This window comes from Salinisphaera sp. S4-8 (assembly GCF_040361235.1).
GTDB lineage: Bacteria > Pseudomonadota > Gammaproteobacteria > Nevskiales > Salinisphaeraceae > Salinisphaera.
Genome location: NZ_APNF01000002.1, coordinates 62,675 through 85,260 on the forward strand (window position 1 = coordinate 62,675; position 22,586 = coordinate 85,260).

A 22,586-nucleotide genomic window follows, 5' to 3' on the forward strand; every position below is an offset into this window, starting at 1 on the left:
TCATCCTTCGGACGCGAGTTTCATCAGAACAAGACCAGCCACGATCAGGATCAGCGCCAGAATGCGTAGTGTGCTTGCCGATTCTCCGAGCACCAACACGCCCACGAAGAACGCGCCCACCGCGCCGATCCCGATCCATATCGTATAGGCCGTGCCAAGCGGCAGCGTGCGCATCGCAATCGCCAGCAGACCAAAACTGGCCACCATCGCAACGAGTGTTACGACCGACGGGGTGAGTCGGGAAAAGCCGGCCGATTGCTTCATTGAGAACGCCCAGACGATCTCCAACAGGCCGGCAGCGAACAATATGATCCAGGGCACGCGTCTCCTGCGGTGCCGGGTCGTCCCGGTCGTTTCCGGCCCATAGCTGGGAGAGGTCGTGGCCTCGACGACACAGGGTAGGCAGGCGTTCGACCAGACGCAACGCTTGGTACGCCTGCCGGGCGATCAAATTGTGCGTGCTCGGCGTCCCGCGTATGGGTATCGCCGTGCTAGCGCATAAGCGAGGCGGCCCGGCACTCACTCGGCCGCGGGGTAGATCAACATGCCATTGTCGCCGGTACGTGCGGCCGAGGTCATCTCGGCGGGCTGGATACGATCCTTGTTCATCAGATGACAGACGCGCTCGCCGCGATGGAGCAAGTGATCAGCAATGATGCGTCGATGACAGCGCCACCATACGGCTTCGGCACACATGAGCGCACAGACATGGCATTGGCCCAGTTCGATCAATGATTCGATCGCTTGTTGATAGCGCGTACTCAGCGCGTAATCCGCGTAGTTATGAAAGCTGCGGTTGCGCCAAAAGCCGTTGATCTCGTCGGCGACCGTCTTCGAACGTTTGCGCAGACCGGCCAGTGCCTCGCTATGGTCATAGCCGATACCCGAGGCCGCGAGTCTCATCGCGAAGACATCGTGATTGAACTGCGGATTGGTGCGCGAACGCGGCATGGCTCGCACGTCAACAACATGATCGACCCCGCCCACGCCCAACAGATCGATCAACTCTTCCTGCGTACGCGTCGAATGGCCGACGGTATAGAAGACAGAACTCGACACGGCGCTGTTTTACTCGATCCGCGTTAACGCGGATTCCTTGTGAGCCGCGATATGATCGGTCTTGTCGCTTTCGATCTCATACTGCGGTTCGTCGACGGACGCACGCCGCATATGGCCCTTGTATTCGAAATCGCGCGTATGGACCTTGGTGATACGCCCGCTGACCTGGCCGGCCTCGGAATTCCAGGCGACATGATCGCCAACCTTGAATGTCTGGCTCATCGCACGCTCCCAATTTTCGCGTCGGATGTAGAAGGAATCCCCATCAGCCGGTACGCCTCGCTTGCGAGCCGCGCGACGATCGCTGCCGCCGGCTCGATGGTATCGATCAAATCCACAGCCTCGCCGGCAAACACAACCGTGGTATCGGTATCGTTCGCGGCTTCGGCTTCGCGGTAGCGTATCTGCTGATGGGCCAGATCGGCAGACAAGGCATCTTCACGCCCATGCCACTGCTCCGAGAAGCGGTTGAGCGGCACGCGACCGGTGATATGCACCGGCCAAGGATAGCCGCGCACAATATCGAACACGCGCGTTCTTACTGTTGCATCGCCTTGGCTTTCGACAATACAGCGTTTCGCGTTGGCATGGCCCAACGCCTCTTCGCTGGCAAAAAACCGCGTGCCAATCAGCGCACCCGAAGCCCCGAGCATGCATACGGCAGCCAGTCCACGCCCGTCGGCGATACCGCCGGCAGCGACGACCGGTGTTGGCGCCACGGCGTCCACGACGGCCGGAACCAAGGTCAATGTGGACCGTGTCCCACCGTGCCCGCCCGCTTCCGTACCCTGGGCCACGATCAGATCCGCGCCGGCAGCCGCGGCATCACGCGCCTGCGCCAACGTCTGGACCTGACAGATAATCTTCGCACCGGCCTTGCGCACCGCGGGTAGAAATGGCGTGCAATCGCCGAACGAGAACATCACCGCCTCGGGCTCGTAGGCGAGCGCCAGATCAAGCAGAGACGCATTGCGCGCCAGCGCCCAGGTTATGAAGCCGACACCGATCCTCGCTTCGCCTGCTTTCTGAAATTCACGATCCAACCAGTCCGCATCGCCGTAACCCGCGCCGATCAGGCCGAGACCGCCCGCATGACTCACGGCAGCCGCCAACGCACCGCCTGAGACGTTGCCCATGGGCGCCAGCAGGATCGGATGTTCGATACCCAACAGTTCTTTCAAGGCGCCGTACATCTAGCCGTCATCCGGTGCGCTGTCGTACGCATCCAGCGCAAGATGTGAATGCGCGACAGCGCCGCCGGCCCGCATTTCTGCGGCCACCCAGATTGCTTCCATGACCTGACCCTGGGTCGCGCCGGCTCGCTTGGCCGCCGGAGCATGCGCCTCAATACAGTGTGGACACTGCGTAACGTGCGCCACAGCGACGGCAATCAGCTGCTTGGTCTTGGCATCGAGTTCGCCCTCGGCAAATACCGCCTTGCTGAACGTTCGCCACGCCTGCTCGGCATCCGGTGTCAGTTCCTTGCGCTTTTGTCCCGGTGTTTGGCTCATGGTCTGCTCCCGCCTGGTGTGAATCGAAACCGCCGTGGCGCTTACGCGCCGCCGAGCAACATCCGTAATTCGTCTTCGTTGGTTACGAGGGCATCCAGCGAATACTCATCGAGCACCTCAAGAAACGCGGTCTGCGCGCGGCCCAGAATATTCTTCAACCGGCATGCGGGATCGATCGGACAGGTCGAGTTCGGGCCAAAGCATTCGAGCAGCCTGAGATTTTCCGTACGACGAACCACCGCACCGATATTGATCTGGCTCGCCGGTTTTGCGAGCGACAGCCCACCACCGCGGCCTCGCTGGCTGTTGATATAGCCATATAGCACAAGGGTCTGAGCCACCTTCGCCATATGGTTCGCAGAAATACGATAGCGATCGGCCGCCGCCTGAACCGTCGCCGGCATGCCCTCTTTTCGAACCGCCAGATAGATCAGCAGCCTCAGGGAATAGTCCGTATGTGTGGTCAGTTGCATGACGGCTTGACTTTCTTAATTCGGTAACTAACATACCAATTATTAATTGGCATGTCACTTACCTATTTGGAGACAACGGTGCTTACGGATCAACAAAAATCGATCGTCAAACAGACGGTACCGGTATTGCAGGCGCACGGCGAAACGCTGACACGGCATTTCTACGAACGGATGTTTCGCGTCAATCCGGAGGTACGTGACTATTTCAACCCGGCGCACCAGCACTCGGGCAGCCAGCAGCGCGCTCTGGCCGGCGCGATCCTGGCGTATGCGCAGCATATCGATAACCCGGCCGTGCTCGGCGACGCCGTCGAACTGATCGCACAGAAGCACGCATCGCTGAGCATCCAGCCCGAGCATTATCCGATCGTCGGCGACAACCTTCTCGCTTCGATTCGCGAAGTGCTCGGCGAAGCCGCGACCGACGACATCATCGACGCATGGGCAGCGGCTTACGCCGTACTGGCGGACATATTTATCGCCCGCGAGAAACAGATCTACAGCACCCAGGACACGGTATACGGCTGGCACGGCTTCAAGTCGTTCATCGTTGATCGGCGCGAGAAAAGCAGCGACAACATCGCGTCATTCTATCTCAAGCCGCTGGACGGCCAACCGTTAGCTGCCCATGCGCCGGGACAGTACATAACCATTCGTGCGACTCTCGCGAATGGCCAGACGGTCATGCGCAATTACAGCCTTTCGAATCCGCCTGGCAGCGATTACTACCGCATCAGCGTCAAGCGCGAGCCCGCAGCCGCGGAGGAGGCACCGCACGGCATCTTCTCGAATTACGTGCACGATCGCATCTATGCCGGCGATCGCGTAGAGCTCAGCCCGCCCTGTGGCGAATTCACGCTCGACATCCCTGATAACGATAATAAGGCGCTGGTGTTCATCGCCGGCGGCGTGGGGGTGACGCCTGTGATCTCGATGCTGCACGCCGCCGTTGAAAACTCGAACAACACGCGTCCGATCATTTTTATTCAAGGTGCGCTCAACGGCGCCGTCCAAGCTTTTTCGGACGAATTGAAGGTGCTGAAGACCAAGCACCCGAACCTCAGCGTTCATGTGCGCTACGACGCGCCTCGCGAGGCCGATCGCGCCGCCGGGCTGCACGACAGCGAGGGCCTGATCGACGCAACGCTACTCGACGAGATGGTCGGTGAACAGCTAGCGGCCTATTACTTTTGCGGCCCGACACCAATGCTCGAGCATGTCCATGCACTGCTGCGCGAACGCGGCGTGCCTGAACAGGATGTGCATTACGAGTTCTTCGGCCCTGGCGGGAAACTCGCCGCCTGATAAGAACATGCCTGTAGTCGTCGATTGGTTCTGCGACTACAGGCTTTCTTCGAATCCAAAGCAGCACTCCGAGCCGGGCCTCGAACATACCCTGCTATCGCGTAGCGCACCCATCCAGAGTGTCCAGCATCATTGGAAACCACCCGAATCGATTATCACGACGGCGGCTTCTGGCCGGTAGGCGTACGCGCCGAACGAGCCTAGAGCTAACTCGTTCGGCAGCGATGCCCTTCATACCTCTGTCTGCTCCGACATCTCGAGCGCATCATCGACCTCGATGCCCAGATAGCGCACCGTGCTTTCCAGCTTCGTATGTCCCAGCAAGAGCTGCACGGCGCGTAAATTGCGCGTTCGCCTATATATCAGCGTCGCTTTCGTGCGACGCATCGAGTGCGTACCGTACTCGAGAGGATCAAGGCCGATGCTCTCAACCCACGATTTAACGACTCGGGCGTATTGCCGCGTGGATAGATGTGGAGAACCCGACACCCGGCTCGGAAACAAATAATCATGGGCTCGCAGCGCGACGGCGCTTATCCATGCTTCGATCGAGGTACGTGTCTGCTCTGTCAGTTCGAACTGTACAGGTCGGCCCGTCTTCTGCTGAACAATCGCGGTACGGGACAGTACGCGGCCACTGTGCGCGACATCTTGAACTTTGAGCCTAACCAGGTCACACCCGCGTAGCTTGCTGTCGATCGCGAGGTTAAACAGTGCGAGATCCCGCGTCTGGGTCGCAAGCTGTAGCCGTACCCGAATGCCCCAGATCTCCTTGAGCTTTAGCGGCGGTTTTGGACCGACTAGGCGGCCTTTGTTCCACGGAATGATGGACCCTTTAGAATGAGTGCCTTTCCGTTGGTCGATATACTCCATGACGATTCCTTTTGATGAACGGAACCATCAATATCCGACCGATTACCCGTGATCAGGTAGCGACCCAAAGCGGTCGCTTATATCGTGTAGGGCTTGAGCAACATAGTCGTTTAAGCTCGAATTAAGCCGAGAAGCAACGCGGCTCAGAAACGATGGAGCTTGAATAGACCGGTTTGCCACCACCCCATTTTTCGGCGAAATAATTACTTCCTCACGGGGGCGTTAAGCAATGATGCAACTATTGAGACGTCTCTCGGAATGGTGCTGTCGTCGCAGAATAGCTCGGTTTGAAAAGGGCTCTGGGCCTGAGCTGCCGATTGAGGCGAGCATCGGTGCCGACGAGGCTATCCTCGACGCTTCCGAGGACCGCTTAAGACGAACCGACTTTGCAGGCCGAATAGCCACAGTACTTTCTGAACTAAAATTGCGCGAAGGCAGGGTCTTCGCCATCCGTGGCGGATGGGGCTTTGGCAAGTCTTCCCTTAAAAATTTGATCATCGAGTACCTCAGCAAAAGAAGCGCTAGCGCAGACTGGCTCGACTTTAATCCGTGGCAATGGGGCGACGGCGACGCGATCGCCCGCGCCCTTTTCACCCAGATAGCTGACCGGTTAGGGGGTGCGCATTCTAAGGCCGCACTGGCTCGCGCCGACGCTTTGCGAAACTACGGCGCGATTCTCACGGGTACTGCCGCGCCACTCAAAGAAGGACGAGATGGAAGTTATCTCATCTCGATGGTGCTCACTCACTCCTCAATAATCGGTATTGCTTCGGCAATAGGATTTAGCCTTCCCACGGACGCGAAAATCGTAGGCATTCTTGCTGGCATCGCCGCCGTATTGTCTCTAGTCGGACGACTACTCTCCCATTTCGCGCATGACCACCGCAGGGACTCGCTAGATAAAGTACGCGAATCCCTAGAGAGGCATCTACGTGAACTTGAGCGGCCGTTGATCGTCTTCGTAGACGACATAGACCGGCTTGAGCCAGAACAAATCCGCATGGTGTTTCGTCAGGTAAAGGCGAACGCGAACTTGCCGAATATTGTTTTTGTTCTTCTCTTCCAATCCAGCATCGTAGAAAGAGCGCTCGATCCAGTTGCTGACGGTGATGGCCGAGCTTTTCTAGAAAAAGTTGTGCAAACCAGCTTCGATTTACCCGCGGTGCCGGTACCGACAGTGCATAAAATTTTCGGGGAAGAACTTTCTAAATTGGCGGAGCCTTACGCCACCGACGCAAACGGGTTTTCAGAAACTCGGTGGGGAAATGTTTTTGTAGGCTGTATTCAGCCGATGCTGCATAACATACGAGACGTTCGGCGACTGATCTCTTCGATTGCTGTGCATATTCCCTTACACGTCGCCGGTGATGTATTTGAAGTAAATATAATCGACTTTATTCTTCTGGAGGCACTTCGAGTCTTTGAGCCTAGACTGCACGAGGCGTTATTTCGAGAAAAAGAACTCGTTCTTCAAATAGGGCGTTACCCAAGTGATCGAATGGATGATGAAAATAAGTTTGCAGCGGAGCGGCTTCTCAATTTAGTTTCTGAAAACCGCCGCAACGTTACGCGGGACGCTATCAAAGAGCTATTCCCCGGGCTCGAATGGGCTTATGGAGGAATGCGTTATGCCAACGACTCTCGGCAGAATTGGATAGAAGCAAAGCGGGTATGTACTGAGCGTTACTTTCCGCGCTATTTCGAGCTTCAGACAGCAATGGGTGAAATATCTGAGCGTCAATTCGTCGCGTTTCTTGAAGCGACGGCAGGAGAAAATGAGCTTAAAGCAGAGATAGCCGATATTGAAAGGAGAAAGCTGTTGCCGTCACTCGCTGCGAGGCTCGACGAGTCCGTTGAACGCCTGCCCGTAGAAAACGCCACTGTGCTGCTACCCGAGATGTTCACGATCGCGCAGAAGCTTTCAGGTTCTAGAATGGATGATCCATTCAGTTCTCCTTGGGTTTCCGCCTGGCGGGCAACGAGTTGGTTTTTAAGACGAATTCCAGCTGAAGCACGCGGTGGTATAGCAGTCAGTGCTCTGCGCCAAACTGAAGCACTGTCCATCGCGGCGATGTTAATCCACTTAAGCGATCCCGCAGATCGTGAGGAAGGCCAAAGTGGCAGGTTCGATCCGCCGCTCGATCTAGACACCCTGGAGACGATGAAAGCCGAGTGGCTGCAAGCGATTAGGCGCCTTGCGATTCGCGAGGGAACATTAATCAACGACCCAAATCTAATGTTACTGCTCTACCGTTGGAAAGACTACGCAGCCTCGTCGGAAGAGCCTCGGGAATGGGTGGCTAAGATAATTAGAACAGACGAAGGCTTCGCAAGAATTACCACACGGATGATGAATCGCGGCACCGTTCATTCCATGGGCGATCGAGTCGCCACGCCTCGGCACACTTTCGATAAATCGACAATCGAAGAATTCGTCGGCATTGAGCTGGCGAAGACGAGGTGCGATGCAATTGATGCCGCTAATTTCCCCGAAGACCGGGAAGCGCTTCGTACATTGCAATACTTTCTCGATGTATGGCTAGGATTAAGAGAACGAGACCCGCTCGATTTCTGAGCTAGTACCTGCTTCAATAATGAAAGCTAATTCGAGAATTCTAATTCCAAGCCTTGCAAAAAAAGGTCAGTGCCGTATGTCCGCTCTTGGCCGCATGCGGCCATTGGTCAGTGTGATTCCTCAATTACGAGAACGTTTTGAATATCATGTAGCCGGCAGTGAGCAGCATGGCGATCGAAAAAACCAGCTGTAGCGACGGGCCAGCGATATAGCGTGACAACGTACGGCCCCCGATCATCCCCAAAACACCACCGAGTATGAATAAGCCGGTCAGTGCCCAGTCGATATCACGACCGGAAAAAACCGCTGATGTGAGTCCAGATAACCCAATAAGCGTAATCACCAAAAGGGAAGTTGCGACGGCTCTGTGAATTCCCATTTCGGTGATCATGATCAGCGCCGGTACGATTAGAAAGCCGCCACCCACGCCGAAAAAGCCGGAGAGGACACCGACGAGAACTCCGACGGCTACAAGCGCTGCGCTACATGGCGCGTTCAGCCGGAGTTGGCCATCGCGGCTGTAGTGACAAACGGTGCCCGGGTCGTCATGAGCGTCGGCGGCCGGCCTCGCCCGTACGACTTTCGAGTCATCACCCGCACGGCGCGCGCTTCGAAACATCCTTGTAGCCACGAGGATCATCACGCCAGCGAATAGCGCCGTAATCGTAGCTTCGTCAACCAGATCGCCCAGATAGACGCCGACCGGCGCAGTCGCAACTCCTGCCACTGCAAAGATGAGTCCTGCTCTGAGTTCGATTAACCCGCGCCAATAGGACTCTGCTGCCCCGAACGCCGCGGTAATTGCGACTGCGCCGAGCGATACCGCTATCGCAGCCTGCGCCGGTTCGCCGAGGCCGTAAATCAATAGCGGCACTGCGAAAATCGAACCGCCTCCGCCTGTCAGGCCAAGGGCAAGGCCTACCAGAACTCCGAAAATCACACTCATGGCGCTCATCCACCATCTGGATATCAATTCCGATAGAACTAATTGCTCTATCTTTATGCCTCGGTAGTATACAGATACGTGTAGGGGTACGATGGAATGGTCCAAGCGGAGGCTCTAACAATGGCAATACGTAAATGCACCCTTTCTGCGCTTGTGTGGCTTCTATCGGTCTCGCCTTGGGTACAGGCAAGTCCAAGCGATATAGCGAATCAAGGCCTCGGCGAGAACATCGCGCCCTGTAGTAGCTGCCATGGCGCGCATGGCGAAGGCAATGCGGCCGCCGGCTTTCCCCGCCTTGCCGGGCTCGGCGCGCCCTATCTCGAGGCGCAGCTCGACGCCTTCGCCAGCGGCGCGCGCGAGAATGCGGTCATGCAGCCGATTGCTAGTGCGTTGTCCACGGACCAGCGAAGCGCGATGGCCACCTATTACAGTCAGCTTTCCGCAGAAGGCGCGCAGGCAAGCAAAGGACAATCGGATAACCCACCCGATACTGGCGCCGAGCTCGCGGAACATGGCCGTTGGGCGAACGATATTCCCGCGTGTGTCCAATGCCATGGCCCGGCGGGTGTGGGTGTGGGCGAGCACTTCCCCGCCCTCGCCGGCCAACCAGCAGCTTATCTCGAAGGTCAGTTGCGGGCCTGGCGCAATGGCAAGCGACCCGGCGGGCCCATGGGTTTGATGGCGTCGATCGCCGCTAAGTTGGACGAATCGGATATCAAGCCAGTCGCCCAATACTTCGCTGCGCAATCACCGGCACCCGCCAAGGGGCTAGATCATGAGTAATCGTATTCCGCTTTTAACGGTCGCGGTGTCGTTTGCCATGCTCGCCGCAGTTATTTTCTGGGTTGGCACGCGGGATCAGAGCGCGCCGACGCCAGCACAGGCAAAAACTGCGAACGCCGCTCCCGCAGCTAGAGGCGACACGACAGAGAGCGCCACGAAATCTGAGGACGTGGCTGTATCGGGTAACGCGGCGTCCGAGAGAAGCGAACCGCTTCCGGGCGCGGCGCAGCCCGGCGCTGCGAGTGCGGCTGACGATTTTGCCCCACCCGCACGCAGCGAGATCCCGGACGACGAGTTCGGCGCCATGGTTCGTAAAGGCCGCGACATCTTCACCGACACGCAGCAGCACGCCGATCAATTCGTCGGTAACGACCTGCAATGTGCCAATTGCCATCTAGACGAAGGCCGTCGGCCGGATTCCGCACCGCTCTGGGCGGCGTGGGCGATGTACCCCGCGTATCGTGGCAAGAACAAGCACGTCAACGATTTCGCCGAGCGTATCCAAGGCTGTTTTCGCTACAGCATGAACGGCACACCGCCGCCGCGCGGTGACGAGGTGCTCGTCGCGCTCGAGTCCTATGCCTATTGGCTGGCCAGCGGCGCGCCGGTTGCCAAGAATCTCCCGGGGCGCGGCTATTCCGAACTCGAGGCCCCCGAACAGCCACCAAGCTTCACACGCGGCAAACAGGTGTTCGCCGACCACTGCGCCCTGTGTCATGGCAGTGACGGGCAAGGTCAGCGAGCGGCGGACGGCAGTCTGGCGTTTCCGCCTCTGTGGGGACCGCGCTCCTACAACTGGGGCGCGGGCATGCATCGCGTGAACACCGCCGCCGGTTTCATCAAGGCCAACATGCCGCTGGGCGCGGCGACGCTATCCGATCAACAGGCTTGGGATGTGGCCCGATTTATCGATAGCCAAGAGCGCCCGCAGGATCCGCGTTTCACCGGATCGGTCAGCGAGACCGCGGAGCAATATCACGGCGAGCACTCGATGTACGGCCAGACCGTGAACGGCGTCGTGCTCGGTCAAGATGCCCCACCCTCGGGAACGGCCGCCAAGGTGAACCAGCCGTGACCAATCGCGCATTCGAACCGAAGGAGACCCCATGACCGATTACGCTTCGAACATAGCCAATGCCCACCCGCTTGAGAACAACGTGGTCGCAGCCGGCCAGCCGTCAGCGGCACAGCTGAAAGAAGCGTTGGCTGGCGGTGTGCGAACCGTCGTCAATCTGCGGCCCGCCGGCGAATTCGATGAGTTCGATGAAGCCGCGCTGATAGCCGAAGCAGGAATGCATTACGTTCATATTCCTGTCGCCGGCCCCGAGGACATCAACGACGCGAGTGCGCGCACGCTTGACGCAGCACTCGCAGAGGATCAGCGCCCGGCAATCGTGCATTGCGGGAGCTCGAACCGCGTGGGCGGGCTTATGGCCTATCGTGCACGCTACCTTCAGGGTAAAAACGCGGACGAAGCGCTTCAGGTCGGCTTGGATGCGGGCCTAAACCCCGAGTCGCCCCTGTTCGCCGCGATACAAAAGAAACTCGACTGAGTCTGCCGCATGGGTCTGTATAACCGCTATATCCTGCCGCACGTGCTTGATTGCGCGTGCGGCCTGCCTGCCGTAGAGCGTGAACGCGCGCGTCTGGTTCCTCAGGCGCGCGGGCGTGTGCTCGAAATCGGTATCGGGACCGGCCGTAACCTGCCCCACTACAACCCAGCGAACGTGGATACGATCGTCGGGCTTGATCCCGCGGCTGAAATGCATCCGCGTGCGCGGCGACGGCTGTCCGAAACGCGCCTATCCGTATCGCTAATGGCCGTTAGCGCCGAACAGATACCGGCCGAAGACGACCATTTCGACACCGTGCTAGTGACTTATAGTCTGTGTAGTATTCCCGATCCGTTCTTAGCCCTGCGCGAAATGCGCCGCGTGCTCAAACCGAACGGCACGATGCTGTTCTGCGAACACGGCCGCTCGCCGGAGGCGAAAGTGGCGCGTTGGCAGCAGCGCCTTACGCCGGCGTGGCGGCATATTGCAGGCGGTTGTCACCTGGATCGCAACGTACCCGAGTTACTGACCGACGCAGGCTTTTCCATAGACACGCTCGACTCCGGCTATATTCAGGGGCCGAAACCACTCACTTGGCACTTCCGTGGGCTCGCTAGCAAACACCCCGCCAAATAAGCGCTATTTGGATACAAACGTTGCGCCCTGGCGATACGAGGTCACGCGTTGCACGGGAATAAAGTCCCCGCTCCCCAACCGTAAGGCTTCGACAGGCACCCGAAAATGATCGAGGGCCTAAGGCTCAGCCCCTCGCTCTGCATGCATTCACTGCGATTGCACGTTTGACGACTTATCTTCGACACCCGGAATCGCCTGGGTGCCTCGCGGAAACTGCCCTTTGAGCACATCCACGCCCTGCTGCGGTTTCGCCAAAGGCAGCAGATCCTGCCGATTCCGCCGACGGTCGGCCGTATCGATATTCATTCGCTTATCACGATCCTCGACCAACCCAGGTTTGGGCTCACCGAAGCGGTTGAACGACCACGCCAGAGACGGTTCGCCTAAGGGTAATCGCACCTTTCCTTCAGCACTACGTGTTGTATTCCAGGTATGCCAGGTTTTGCCGTAGCTGTTCATCTTCTCCTTCATCAGCTCGTGGTCAGCCGCTTCGGGAAGATTGGGCGCGACAAGCTGGCCCGAAAGAATTTCACCGTTATGCGGATGCCAGTACTGCTTTTCCTTCTCCGGTAGCCGCTTGAACAGTTTTTCGGAAATTATGTATTCGATACCCGTCATGTTCGCGTGGGACGTATTACCGTCATAGAGCGAGCATTGTGCGAAATCTTCGTTCACCTGCTGGCAAAAGTGATGCGCCTCAAACTGCTCTTCTGGTTTGTTCTTCATCGGGTGGAACCCGACCAGATAAATATCGAGTTGATCCGTCGGCGCATCGGTCTGTAACGCGTCTGCACCGGCCTCGAGCACGTTCGTTTTCATGCTGTCGGGACTGCCATCGACTTCCGCAGCGGGCCCAGTACGTCCCATACCTGTGCAACCGGCCAGTAAAATCGTGCTCAGCGCCGCAACGCCCACCACGTCAGGCAATGCCGAACTCCTCACTACTATCTCCTAGATGCCTCTATGTTACGCAGACCCAACATAAGGTCTTGCCGTTAAGGACTGTATCCGGGAAAACCCTGCGCCTCCTATTCTGAGACGCCACTTTGAACGACTAGATCGGTTCTCGATATACGATGCATTTGGTGAGGACATCGGCTTGCGTCATCGGCCGGTCACGTCTAAGACGGTGCCGCTCGGGGCCAGGAAAGACGCACCGCCAAGCCGCCGCCGGGACGTGGCTCGAAGGCGAGCTCGCCGGCAAAGCGCTGGGCAATCGCGGCAGCAATGGTTAGTCCCAAACCGCTGCCGGCGCCCGCGCGCGACGCCTCGCCACGCCAGAAGCGCTGGGTCAGGGGTTGCGTGTCACGATCGGCAGGCCAATCACCCTGATCGCAAACGACGAACGTCACGCGCGCCGCTTTGACTTCAATAGCCAGCGAGACCTCACGATCGGCTCGCGTATGCCGCAGCGCGTTATCGAGCAGATTGCGCAGAGCGGCAGTGGCGAGCGCCTTGGGCACCGCAACGGGTATCGCCACACCATTCTCATGAATCCCGACGCGTCCGCCGTTCGGCAGATCAGCCAACGCTGCGGTTGCGATCGCCGAACTTGTCGCCTGCGCCATATCGAAATGCGACTCGCCAGCCTCGACCCGTGCGAGCAGTAACAATTGCTCGAGCGTGCGCTGCAGCCGCGCGATACCCGCCTCGGCCTGTGCGAGCGCGGCGTACGCCTCATTTCCGTCGAGCCGTTTGGCAAGCTGAACATGGGTCTTGATTGCTGTCAGCGGAGTGCGCAGTTCGTGTGCGGCATCGCTGGTGAAACGCTGTTCGCGGGCGAGCGTCTCGCCGGTTCGGGCGAGCAGCTGGTTGAGCGTATCGACCGCAGGTCGGAGCTCTTTAGGCGCATCGTCGATTTCGACTGGTATGAGTGTATCCGGCGCTCGTCGGGACAGTTCGCCACGCAAACGCTCGAGCGGGCGGAGTCCGCGTCTTATACCGAACCAGAGCACTACCAGGCTGCCGAGCAGTGCTACGGCAAACGGCACAGCTGCGACCGCGATCACGTTGCGTTGGAGGGCGCTACGCTCGACGAGTCGGTCAGCGGTCGTGATATGCACGCCGTTCTGAACGTAGGTGAACAAGCGCCAGCGTTCGCCGTCGATATCGCGGTCGGTGAAACCGGGTGCCGGCGACTCGAGGCCATCGTCGAATTGGCCGTGGGTGCGCATCAGAACGCGTCCGCTCGGCGCATTGATCTGACACGCTACGCCAGCGCTGCTCGGTACCGAAAGAACAGGGTCGCCCGTATTTTGCCAGGCCGAGTCGGGCAACTGGGCGACCAGGCCCGCCACCATCCGGGCGGAAGCAGCCAGACGCTGGTCCAATGTATCGCGCACCTGATCTTGCAAGTCGCTATATAGCCAGACGGCAACGAGCCCCCACAGCGCCGCAAAGGACAGGCCCAGTGTTAATAAAAGACGCCAGCGTAAACTCAAGGCGTGCTCCGCTTACCGATGTCCGAAGCGTTACCCAATCGATAACCCAAGCCCCGCACCGTGCGCACGAGGCCAGCGCCTAGCTTTCGCCGCAGATGATAGATATGGACGTTGATCGCATTACTTTCGACCTCGGCCTCAATACCGTAGAGGGCGTCCTTAAGTTGCTCAGCTGTGAGAATTGATCGCCGGGCATGCAGAAGCTTGGACAGAAGCGCATATTCGCGGCGGGTGAGTTCAACCTCCCGCTCCTCGCAATACACTGTTTGCGTCGTGGGATCGAGAGTGATTGGACCATGCTCGACAATCGGTCCGGCGTGGCCCCCTGCCCGCCTTAGCAGCGCCTGTACTCTCGCGATAAGTTCATCGAGATCGAAGGGCTTCAGTAAATAATCATCTGCCCCCGCTTGCAGCCCGCTCACACGATCCGCGAGACCATCACGCGCTGTCAGGACTAGCACTGGGAGCGCGACACCGCGCTTGCGCCAATCCCTTAATAACGCGACGCCGTCCATATCCGGCAAACCGAGATCGAGTATGGCGATATCGCTCGCCACCGCACTCAAAGCTAACCCCGCCTCTTCCCCACTTGTCGCCCAATCGACCGTGTACCCAACGGTTTCGAGCGCAGAACGAATACCGGCCCCGACTAGCGCATCGTCTTCGATTAGAAGTATATGCATTCAGTAGTTCTTTCTTGCGTACTTGGGATCATCCCGAAGCCGATGAAGTGAGGATTAACCGCGGGCAAAGGTTTGCCTGCATGACCATTGTTTATATACCCGTACGGGTATATGTTATTGAACACGAGCCATATTGCCATAGAAGCCAGATCGCTATGGTCGACGCAATATCCAACACGCCCACCCGTCGTCTCGTCATCGCCCCGAATGCATCGCTGACGAGAGCACAGGCACAGTGGTGCTTCTTAGCCATGTGCGGCGTTTCTTTCTCTATCGCTCTGTTTTTTATGACGTTAGGGCTCTGGCCAGTTCTGCCCTTCGCCGGCCTCGAGATGGCGGCCCTCGGCACCGCTCTCTATGCGAGCGTAAAAGCGAACAGCTACCGGGAAATCGTGTCGATCACCGACGAACGTATTGAGATCGTCGCGGGTACTGCTAAGCCCGAGCGCCAATGGGAATTTCCGCGTCTACTCACACAAGTTCGGCTTTCCAGCAGTGTTCATCGAAATGGCCGGTCGCGCCTTCTCGTAACACGCCACGGGCACGGCTGCGAGATCGGGGCCCTCCTGACTGAAGAGGAACGGGCTGAGGTAGCCGAACGGCTAAAGGAGTGGGTTACCGCTCGCTCGATCGAATCTTAGTCACGGAGTAACGAGCTAAGTCGGGCGCTACGAATTGGAGAGTTTGTGATGAGTACTGTCAATCCGACCGATACCCACGACCACCACGGTCATGACGATCACCACCACGGGCCGGTGACGCTGGCCGATGGCGTATGGCCGTGGATGAAACGCTGGATCGGCACCACGAACCATAAGGATCTGGGCACGCTGTACCTGATCTTTTCGCTGACCATGCTGTTCATCGGCGGCGTGATGTCGCTGATAATCAGAGCCGAGCTGTTCGCGCCGGGCATCCAGTTTGTCGACCCCGGCTTCTATAACGAGATGATCACGCTGCACGCGCTGGTGATGATCTTTGGCGGCGTCATGCCGGCGTTCGTGGGGCTTGCGAACTGGATGGTGCCGATGATGATCGGTTGTTCCGATCTGGCGCTGCCGCGCGTGAACAACTGGGGTTTCTGGATCCTGCCGTTCGCGTTCTCGATGCTGCTGGGCACGCTGTTCGTTTCCGGTGGTGCGCCGGCTTCGGGCTGGACCATGTATCCGCCGCTGGTCATGCAGACCGGTAACGCGCTGCCGCTGATGGTGTTTGCCATCCATCTGGCCGGTATTTCGTCGATCACGGGCGCGATCAACATCGTGGTCACGATCCTGAACATGCGCGCGCCGGATATGCCGCTGCTCAAGATGCCGCTGTTCGTGTGGACCTGGCTGATCACCGCCTACCTGCTTATCGCGGTGATGCCGGTGCTCGCCGGTGCGGTCACGATGCTGCTGACCGATCACTTCTTCGGCACGACCTTCTTCGATGCCGCGGGTGGTGGTGACCCGGTCCTGTTCCAGCACATCTTCTGGTTCTTCGGGCATCCGGAGGTCTACATCATGATTTTGCCGGCCTTCGGCATCGTGTCGACCATCATCCCGACGTTCGCCCGCAAGGCGCTGTTCGGGCATGACTCGATGGTCTACGCCGTGGCCTCGATCGCGTTCCTTAGCTTCATCGTGTGGGCGCATCACATGTTTACCGTGGGCATGCCGGTCTCGGCCGAGCTGTTCTTCATGTTCGCGACCATGCTCATCGCCGTACCGACAGGCGTGAAGGTGTTCAACTGGGTTGCCACCATGTGGCGTGGCTCGATGACCTTCGAGACGCCGATGCTGTTCGCGCTCGGTTTCGTCGTGCTGTTCACCATCGGTGGCTTTTCGGGCCTGATGCTGGCGCTCACCCCGGTCGACTTCCAGTATCACGATTCCTACTTCGTGGTCGCGCACTTCCACTACGTGCTGGTGCCGGGCGCGATCTTCTCGATCATCGCAGCCATCTACTACTGGATTCCGAAGTGGACCGGCGTGATGTACAACGAGAAGCTCGGCCAGTTCCATTTCTGGTGGAGTGCGGTCTGGATCAACGTACTGTTCTTCCCGCAACACTTCCTGGGTCTGGCCGGCATGCCGCGTCGTATCCCGGATTACGCGGTGCAGTTCACCGATTTCAACATGATCTCGTCGCTGGGCGCACTGCTGTTCTTCCTCGGGCAGTTCGTGTTCATCTACAACATGATCATGTGCATGCGCGGTGCCGGGAAGAAGGCGACCGGACGTGTATGGGAAGGCGCACGAGGCCTGGAATGGACAGTGGCATCGCCCGCGCCGTACCACACCTTCGAGCAGCCGCCGAAGATCGACCCGCGCGAGCTGGCGTAGCGCGCTATTCTTCGTGCGCATCGATTCAATAATGCGCATGCCTACGCGTCTTACTGATTACTACGAGCTGTGCAAGCCGCGCGTGGTGCTTCTGATCGTGTTCACCGCGATGGTGGGCATGTTTCTGGCCACGCCCGGTATGGTGCCGATCGATGCACTTCTTTTCGGCACGCTCGGCATCGGGCTGATGGCAGCTTCCGCCGCCGCGGTTAACCAGATGCTCGATCGCAAGGCCGATCAGCGCATGGCGCGTACCCGCAAGCGCCCGTTGGTCACTGGCCATCTGGACATGGTGCAGTCGGCGCGTTTTGCCGCCGCCATCGGCCTGATCGGCATGGCGATCCTGCTCTGGCTGGTCAACCCACTGACCGCCTGGCTAACGCTGGTCACGCTGGTCGGCTATGCCGGCGTCTATACCGTCTATCTCAAGCGTGCGACGCCACAGAACATCGTCATTGGCGGTGCGGCAGGGGCGGCTCCGCCGGTGCTCGGATGGGTCGCCGTCACCGGAACAGTCGACGTGCACGCGTTGATCCTGTTCCTGATTATCTTCATCTGGACGCCACCGCATTTCTGGGCGCTAGCGATCGAGCGCCATCGCGAATATGCGGAGGTCGATATTCCGATGTTGCCGGTTACCCACGGGCTCGAGTACACCCGTACCCAGGTGCTGCTCTATACGGTGCTGCTGTTCATCGTGTCGCTGCTGCCGTTCGCGACCGGCATGAGCGGACCGTTGTATCTGATCAGCGCGATCGGCCTGTCCGGCTGGTTCCTGATCTACGCGATCCGGCTGAAATACGCGCCGAAGCCGGGGCTGGCGATGCGCACCTTCGGCTATTCGATCTTCTACCTGATGGCACTGTTCACGGCATTGCTGGTGGATCATCACCTAGCGCCGTTGCTGATGCGAGAGGCTTTTTAATCCTGACTTAACCGCGGTCCTTATCTTGTGCATCAGTGCAGACAGGAGCGCGTTAGATGACTCTTTTCCCGTATCGTCGGCTGGCCATTGTGGTCTTGATTTTGTTGTGCGGTCCCAGTGCGCTGGCCGCCGGTACGGCTTCGTCAAACGATTTCCTTTCCGTGGGCGAGGCCTTTACTTATGACGTCTCGGTCAACGCGGACGACACGCTGACCGTAAGCTGGACGATCGCTGACGGCTACTATTTGTATCGGCATCAATTCGATTTTGCCGGCAAACCGGCACCTGTGGCCGCCGTCGAGATGCCGCACGGCCAGCCCATCGAGGACGAATTCTTCGGCAAATCCGAGGTATATCACGACTCGGTCGCGGTCCGCGTCGACCCCGGTAACGCTCAAACCGTCGAACTGACCTGGCAGGGCTGTGCGGAGGCCGGCCTATGCTATCCACCGCAGCGCGCAACGCTGGATTTGGCCGACTACAACTTGGGCGGCGGCACGGCCGCCCCCGTGGACTCGAACGACGAAGGCGCCGGCACTACGACGGCGCAAGCCAAAGCCGGGAAATCCGACGCCCTCGGCGAGGATCAGTCGTTGGCCGCGCAGCTGTCAGACAGCAACACGGCCTGGGTGCTACTGGTGTTCTTCGGGCTCGGGCTGCTGCTGGTATTCACACCCTGCGTACTGCCCATGGTTCCAATCCTGACCAGCCTGATCGTGGGCAGCGGCGCGCGCGGCCGGCGCGGCCTGACTCTGTCGCTGGCCTATGTGCTGCCGATGGCGTTGACCTATGCCCTACTCGGCGTCGCCGCGGCGCTGGCCGGTGCCAACTTGCAGGCCGCACTTCAGACTCCCTGGGTGCTGGGCGCATTCGCGCTCGTGTTCGTGGCACTCGCGCTGGCGATGTTCGGCGTCTACGAGTTGCAGCTGCCGGCGGCCCTGCGTAACCGGCTGGATCGCGCCAGCAGCGCCCAGCGCGGCGGCAGCCTCGGCGGCGCGGCGGTCATGGGCGCACTATCGGCGCTGATCGTCGGCCCGTGTATGACCGCGCCGCTGGCCGGGGCGCTGCTGTTCATCGCCGAATCCGGCGACGTGCTAATCGGCGGCAGCGCGCTGTTCGCGCTCGGCCTGGGCATGGGCGCGCCGCTGGTCCTCGCCGGCAGCCTCGGGGCCCGATTCCTGCCACGCCCGGGGCCGTGGATGAACGGCGTGAAGGCGGTGTTCGGTTTCGTCCTGCTGGGCATGGCGCTGTGGTTCGTCGCCCGCGTGACGCCCGCCCCCTGGATGCTCGGACTGTGGGGCGCGTGGCTGCTCGCCATCGGCACCACGCTCTATCAGGTCGCGCTGCGCGCCGCCCTGGCGACGCTACCGCTAGCGATGATCGCGCGCGTAGCCGGCCTTCTGATCGGCCTCTGGGGCGCGCTGCTGGTGATCGGCGCCGCCGGTGGCGCCAGCGATCCGATGCGGCCGCTGGCCTTTGCCGGCGCGCCCGCGAACACGACCGACGCGGGCGGCGAAGCCGGTGCGCAGACAGACGACTTCATGGCCCGTTTCGAGCCCGTGTCCGATCTCGACGCTCTTGATGCGCAAGTGGCCAAGGCCGGCGAAAACGGCCGCTGGACGGTCGTGGATTTCTACGCCGACTGGTGTATCTCGTGCAAGGTGATCGAATCCGAAGTCTTCGGCGACGCCCGCGTACAGGCGGCACTGGACGACGTGCAGCTGCTGCGCCCGGACGTGACCGACAACGACGCCGCCGACCGCGCGCTGATGGGCCACTACGGCGTCGTCGGCCCACCCACCCTGCTGCTGATCGGCCCGGACGGCGAAGAGGCCCGCAGCGCGCGCATCGTCGGCGAGCTGGACGCCGAGGCCTTCCTCGATCACCTCGAGCGCGCACGTGACGACTTGGAGAATTCCTGATGCTGTCCTTCAACCTCGGCCCGCTGGCGATCTCGGTCGCCCATGCCCTGATGCTTTTCGCGCTGATTACGGCGTTGATAGCCGGCAAGGTTGCCGCGCGCCGGCGTGAAGTGCCGATCACCGACACGCTGTTCAACCTGGCGCTGGCCGGCGCGGTGGCGGCCCGGCTGGTGTTCGTGATCCGCTATTTCGGCGAATACCGCCCGGCGCCGCTGGGCATTTTCGACATTCGTGACGGCGGTTTCGATGCGATCGGCGGGCTGCTGGGCATGGCCGCCTACGCAAGCTTCGTGGTCTGGCGCCGGCCGCTGCTGCGCGCACCGCTGGCCGCCGCGCTGGTCGCCGGCGGCCTCGCCTGGGGGCTGACCGGCGGCGCGCTCACCTTGATCGAACAGCAGGCGGCGAGCCTGCCCGAGGCACGGCTGCAGACGCTGGATGGCCGCGCCACCGATCTAGCTACGCTACAGGCCGAAGCCGAGGGCCGGCCGATGGTGGTCAATCTATGGGCGACCTGGTGTCCGCCCTGCCGTGCGGAGATGCCCGTCCTCGAGGCCGCCCAGAACGAGCGCGACGACGTGCTGTTCGTGTTCGCCAACCAGGCCGAGGCAACGCCCACCATCCAGAGTTTCCTGGACAGTCAGGATCTGCACATCGAACACGTGCTGCGCGACTCGGGCGGGCATCTGGCCAAGCAGGCCGGATCAGCCGCATTGCCTACGACACTGTTCTACGACGGCGACGGGCGTTTGGTCGACAGCCATCTGGGCCAGCTGTCGCGCGCGACTCTCACCGCCGCTCTCGAACGTTTCGACACGGCGCCCACTGCTTCTTCTCACGATGATGAGGAACAACCATGACCAGAACCGCACGACTATCTCTAATCCTGACGATCACCGCTACCGCCATCGGCATGTACGCGCTGGTCGCATGGGCCGCCCCCGAAGAAGAATCCGATTCACCGGCGCCCGTGGCGGCGATGGAGGATCGTGGAATGAATATTCTCGGCTCTTTCGATGCCCCAAGCGGGCTGACCGGATACGCCGCTACCGTCCAGGGCCGGCCAATGGCGATTTATGTAACGGAGGACGGCAAGCATGCAGTACTCGGCACGCTAGTCGACGAACAGGGCAACAATCTGACGGCCGACCCTCTGGAGCGTATATCGTCGGGACCGCAGAACAAGAAGGCTTGGGACCAGTTGGAAGACGCCACTTGGGTCCGTGATGGTGACGCCGACGCGCCCCGTATCGTCTACGAGATCACCGATCCGAACTGCCCTTACTGCAACCAGTTCTGGCAGACAGCACGCCCCTGGGTGGAAGCGGGTGACGTCCAGATCCGCCACGTCATGGTCGGTATTCTCAAAGCCGACAGCGTGCCGAAGGCCGCCACGATCGTCGGCGCTGATGATCCGGAGGCTGCACTGGAACGCCAGGAGCGCAACTACGCCAGCGGCGGTATCGAAGTCACCGAGAATATTTCGCACGCCGCTCGCGACAAGGTCCAGGACAACAACGCCCTCATGGAGGCCTTGGGCTATTTCGCCACGCCGACGATTCTCTATCGCAAGACCAACGGGGATATCGGACTCAAACAGGGCATGCCACGCGGCGACGACGTAGAGAAGATTCTGGGACCCAAACCCTGATCAGGGCGTTCAGCGCGGCAATCGTGGTCATCAAGGCATCTTCAGCTGACGCGTTGCACCTGCCAACGGCAGTCACGGCGCAGCAAAAAGCCATTCCTGCGTTGGGTGAGCGAATCGATGATCCCACTGCTACCGACGCAAATACGACCACGTCGGCTAAGGCCACCGTCGTTCGAATTCTCGAGCGTCGCCTAACGTTCGAACGAAGACTGGCTAGTTTGGAGTCGCATGGGTGGCCGTATCAACCGATATCCGGCACACCCGGGCTGACATTGACCCAGAGCCTTGGGAGGCACTGGATCGAGCGCACCCAGCCCAGTGTTCAACCATTCAGTAACGCATAAAGGAGCTCGTTATGACCCCAATGTTTCGTACAACTCTCATCATCTTGAGTGTCGCATTGGCTAGTGTTGGCCCCGCCTTGGCCGCAGGGGGCGACTGGCGCTACCCGGCCATCGAAGGCTATGGCGGCATCAAACCACTCCCCGAAGCAGCCAATCAGCCCTCAGTCAAGGCCGAGCACAAAGCCGTATTCGATGTGACCAAAGCAGCGAAGAGCCCCGACCAGCTGAACCCGGGCTTGGAACGCGTCGCACGGGCCGTGAACGTGTTCGCATCGGCCGGCGTGCCCGCTGAAAAGCTCGACTTCGTGGTTGTGGTTCACGGACCAGCGACACCCGGTATTCTGAATGACGCCCAATACGAGAAGCAGTTCGGACAGGCCAACCCCAACACCGCGCTGATCGCCGCCCTACGCAAGGCGGGCGTTACCCTGCACGTATGTGGCCAGGCGCTCGCCAAGCATGCGTTCGATCAGTCATGGGTCAACAATGAGGTCGATGTTGCATTGTCGGCGCTCAGCGATCTGGTGATCTTTCAAAGTCGCGGCTACGCTGTCGTGCCCCAGTAAGAATGTTCGTGCGCTC

The 22,586-nt window shown here is 59.8% G+C and carries 24 protein-coding genes; 13 read left to right on the forward strand and 11 right to left on the reverse strand.

Translation table 11 applies throughout. From position 1 onward, the window contains the following. The 6 genes from sugE to S4A8_RS02980 all read right to left on the reverse strand — a co-directional run bounded on the left by sugE (position 1) and on the right by S4A8_RS02980 (position 3,043). A complete protein-coding gene (gene sugE, locus S4A8_RS02955; protein ID WP_353218977.1) occupies positions 1-321 on the reverse strand; it encodes a quaternary ammonium compound efflux SMR transporter SugE in 321 nt (106 codons plus the stop codon). 198 nt (positions 322-519) lie between these two features. Beyond that, the gene (locus tag S4A8_RS02960; RefSeq protein ID WP_353218978.1) at positions 520-1,059 is read right to left on the reverse strand and encodes a DUF488 domain-containing protein; all 540 of its coding nucleotides are present in this window, start codon (positions 1,057-1,059) and stop codon (positions 520-522) included. Positions 1,060-1,068: 9 nt separating this feature from the next. Next, positions 1,069-1,281, reverse strand: a complete 213-nt coding sequence (locus tag S4A8_RS02965; protein ID WP_123592104.1) for a hypervirulence associated TUDOR domain-containing protein — start codon at positions 1,279-1,281, stop codon at positions 1,069-1,071. After that, positions 1,278-2,252, reverse strand: coding sequence for an NAD(P)H-dependent flavin oxidoreductase (locus S4A8_RS02970; protein ID WP_353218979.1), 975 nt, complete (start codon positions 2,250-2,252; stop codon positions 1,278-1,280). The genes S4A8_RS02965 and S4A8_RS02970 overlap by 4 nt, the downstream gene beginning before the upstream one ends. Next, positions 2,253-2,570, reverse strand: coding sequence for a carboxymuconolactone decarboxylase family protein (locus tag S4A8_RS02975; RefSeq protein ID WP_123592102.1), 318 nt, complete (start codon positions 2,568-2,570; stop codon positions 2,253-2,255). A gap of 41 nt (positions 2,571-2,611) precedes the next feature. Next, the gene (locus tag S4A8_RS02980; RefSeq protein ID WP_353218980.1) at positions 2,612-3,043 is read right to left on the reverse strand and encodes an RrF2 family transcriptional regulator; all 432 of its coding nucleotides are present in this window, start codon (positions 3,041-3,043) and stop codon (positions 2,612-2,614) included. A gap of 78 nt (positions 3,044-3,121) precedes the next feature. Between S4A8_RS02980 and hmpA the strand changes: the two genes are divergently transcribed. Beyond that, positions 3,122-4,348, forward strand: coding sequence for an NO-inducible flavohemoprotein (hmpA, locus tag S4A8_RS02985; RefSeq protein WP_353218981.1), 1,227 nt, complete (start codon positions 3,122-3,124; stop codon positions 4,346-4,348). A 231-nt stretch (positions 4,349-4,579) separates the two neighbouring features. Here the strand turns inward: hmpA and S4A8_RS02990 are convergent, their stop codons facing one another. Continuing rightward, positions 4,580-5,221, reverse strand: coding sequence for a tyrosine-type recombinase/integrase (locus S4A8_RS02990; protein ID WP_353218982.1), 642 nt, complete (start codon positions 5,219-5,221; stop codon positions 4,580-4,582). 229 nt (positions 5,222-5,450) lie between these two features. Here S4A8_RS02990 and S4A8_RS02995 point away from each other — a divergent pair, with 229 nt between their 5' ends. Then, a complete protein-coding gene (locus tag S4A8_RS02995) occupies positions 5,451-7,796 on the forward strand; it encodes a KAP family P-loop NTPase fold protein (RefSeq protein ID WP_353218983.1) in 2,346 nt (781 codons plus the stop codon). Positions 7,797-7,920: 124 nt separating this feature from the next. Here S4A8_RS02995 and S4A8_RS03000 read toward each other — a convergent pair whose 3' ends face one another. Continuing rightward, entirely contained in the window at positions 7,921-8,742 is an 822-nt protein-coding gene (locus S4A8_RS03000; protein WP_209064986.1) for a sulfite exporter TauE/SafE family protein, read from the reverse strand. 120 nt (positions 8,743-8,862) lie between these two features. On the opposite strand from S4A8_RS03000, the gene S4A8_RS03005 reads away from it, so the two are divergent. From S4A8_RS03005 to S4A8_RS03020, 4 genes are read left to right on the forward strand one after another with little or no spacing between them, the layout of a single operon-like run. Then, positions 8,863-9,525: a c-type cytochrome gene (locus tag S4A8_RS03005; protein ID WP_348767509.1), complete on the forward strand. Its 663-nt coding sequence runs from the start codon at positions 8,863-8,865 to the stop codon at positions 9,523-9,525. Further along, positions 9,518-10,600: a c-type cytochrome gene (locus tag S4A8_RS03010; RefSeq protein WP_353162934.1), complete on the forward strand. Its 1,083-nt coding sequence runs from the start codon at positions 9,518-9,520 to the stop codon at positions 10,598-10,600. Before S4A8_RS03005 ends, S4A8_RS03010 begins: the two co-directional genes overlap by 8 nt. A gap of 31 nt (positions 10,601-10,631) precedes the next feature. Further along, entirely contained in the window at positions 10,632-11,078 is a 447-nt protein-coding gene (locus S4A8_RS03015) for a protein tyrosine phosphatase family protein (RefSeq protein WP_209064989.1), read from the forward strand. 9 nt (positions 11,079-11,087) lie between these two features. After that, on the forward strand, positions 11,088-11,714 hold the full coding sequence (locus tag S4A8_RS03020) for a class I SAM-dependent methyltransferase (RefSeq protein ID WP_209064990.1): 627 nt from the start codon (positions 11,088-11,090) through the stop codon (positions 11,712-11,714). A 147-nt stretch (positions 11,715-11,861) separates the two neighbouring features. On the opposite strand, the gene S4A8_RS03025 is transcribed toward S4A8_RS03020, so the two are convergent. The 3 genes from S4A8_RS03025 to S4A8_RS03035 form a co-directional block, all read right to left on the reverse strand. Continuing rightward, the gene (locus S4A8_RS03025) at positions 11,862-12,581 is read right to left on the reverse strand and encodes an OBAP family protein (RefSeq protein WP_353180950.1); all 720 of its coding nucleotides are present in this window, start codon (positions 12,579-12,581) and stop codon (positions 11,862-11,864) included. Positions 12,582-12,835: 254 nt separating this feature from the next. After that, complete coding sequence (locus S4A8_RS03030; RefSeq protein WP_353218984.1) at positions 12,836-14,155, reverse strand: sensor histidine kinase; 1,320 nt, start codon at positions 14,153-14,155, stop codon at positions 12,836-12,838. Then, positions 14,152-14,838, reverse strand: coding sequence for a response regulator (locus S4A8_RS03035; protein ID WP_353180948.1), 687 nt, complete (start codon positions 14,836-14,838; stop codon positions 14,152-14,154). Before S4A8_RS03035 ends, S4A8_RS03030 begins: the two co-directional genes overlap by 4 nt. Positions 14,839-14,918: 80 nt before the next feature. On the opposite strand from S4A8_RS03035, the gene S4A8_RS03040 reads away from it, so the two are divergent. The 7 genes from S4A8_RS03040 to S4A8_RS03070 all read left to right on the forward strand — a co-directional run bounded on the left by S4A8_RS03040 (position 14,919) and on the right by S4A8_RS03070 (position 22,570). Beyond that, complete coding sequence (locus S4A8_RS03040) at positions 14,919-15,479, forward strand: DUF2244 domain-containing protein (protein WP_353162946.1); 561 nt, start codon at positions 14,919-14,921, stop codon at positions 15,477-15,479. Between the two features lie 48 nt (positions 15,480-15,527). Continuing rightward, positions 15,528-17,165 carry a cytochrome c oxidase subunit I gene (ctaD, locus tag S4A8_RS03045; RefSeq protein ID WP_209064995.1) on the forward strand — a complete coding sequence of 546 codons (1,638 nt, stop codon included), beginning with the start codon at positions 15,528-15,530 and terminating at the stop codon, positions 17,163-17,165. A 37-nt stretch (positions 17,166-17,202) separates the two neighbouring features. Continuing rightward, positions 17,203-18,090 carry a heme o synthase gene (gene cyoE, locus S4A8_RS03050; protein ID WP_348767896.1) on the forward strand — a complete coding sequence of 296 codons (888 nt, stop codon included), beginning with the start codon at positions 17,203-17,205 and terminating at the stop codon, positions 18,088-18,090. 56 nt (positions 18,091-18,146) lie between these two features. Next, the gene (gene dsbD / locus S4A8_RS03055; RefSeq protein ID WP_353218985.1) at positions 18,147-20,012 is read left to right on the forward strand and encodes a protein-disulfide reductase DsbD; all 1,866 of its coding nucleotides are present in this window, start codon (positions 18,147-18,149) and stop codon (positions 20,010-20,012) included. Beyond that, complete coding sequence (locus tag S4A8_RS03060) at positions 20,012-20,869, forward strand: prolipoprotein diacylglyceryl transferase family protein (protein ID WP_353162951.1); 858 nt, start codon at positions 20,012-20,014, stop codon at positions 20,867-20,869. The genes dsbD and S4A8_RS03060 overlap by 1 nt, the downstream gene beginning before the upstream one ends. Further along, positions 20,866-21,660, forward strand: a complete 795-nt coding sequence (gene dsbG, locus S4A8_RS03065; protein WP_353162954.1) for a thiol:disulfide interchange protein DsbG — start codon at positions 20,866-20,868, stop codon at positions 21,658-21,660. The genes S4A8_RS03060 and dsbG overlap by 4 nt, the downstream gene beginning before the upstream one ends. 355 nt (positions 21,661-22,015) lie before the next feature. Further along, the gene (locus tag S4A8_RS03070) at positions 22,016-22,570 is read left to right on the forward strand and encodes a DsrE family protein (protein WP_209065004.1); all 555 of its coding nucleotides are present in this window, start codon (positions 22,016-22,018) and stop codon (positions 22,568-22,570) included. Positions 22,571-22,586: the final 16 nt, after the last annotated feature.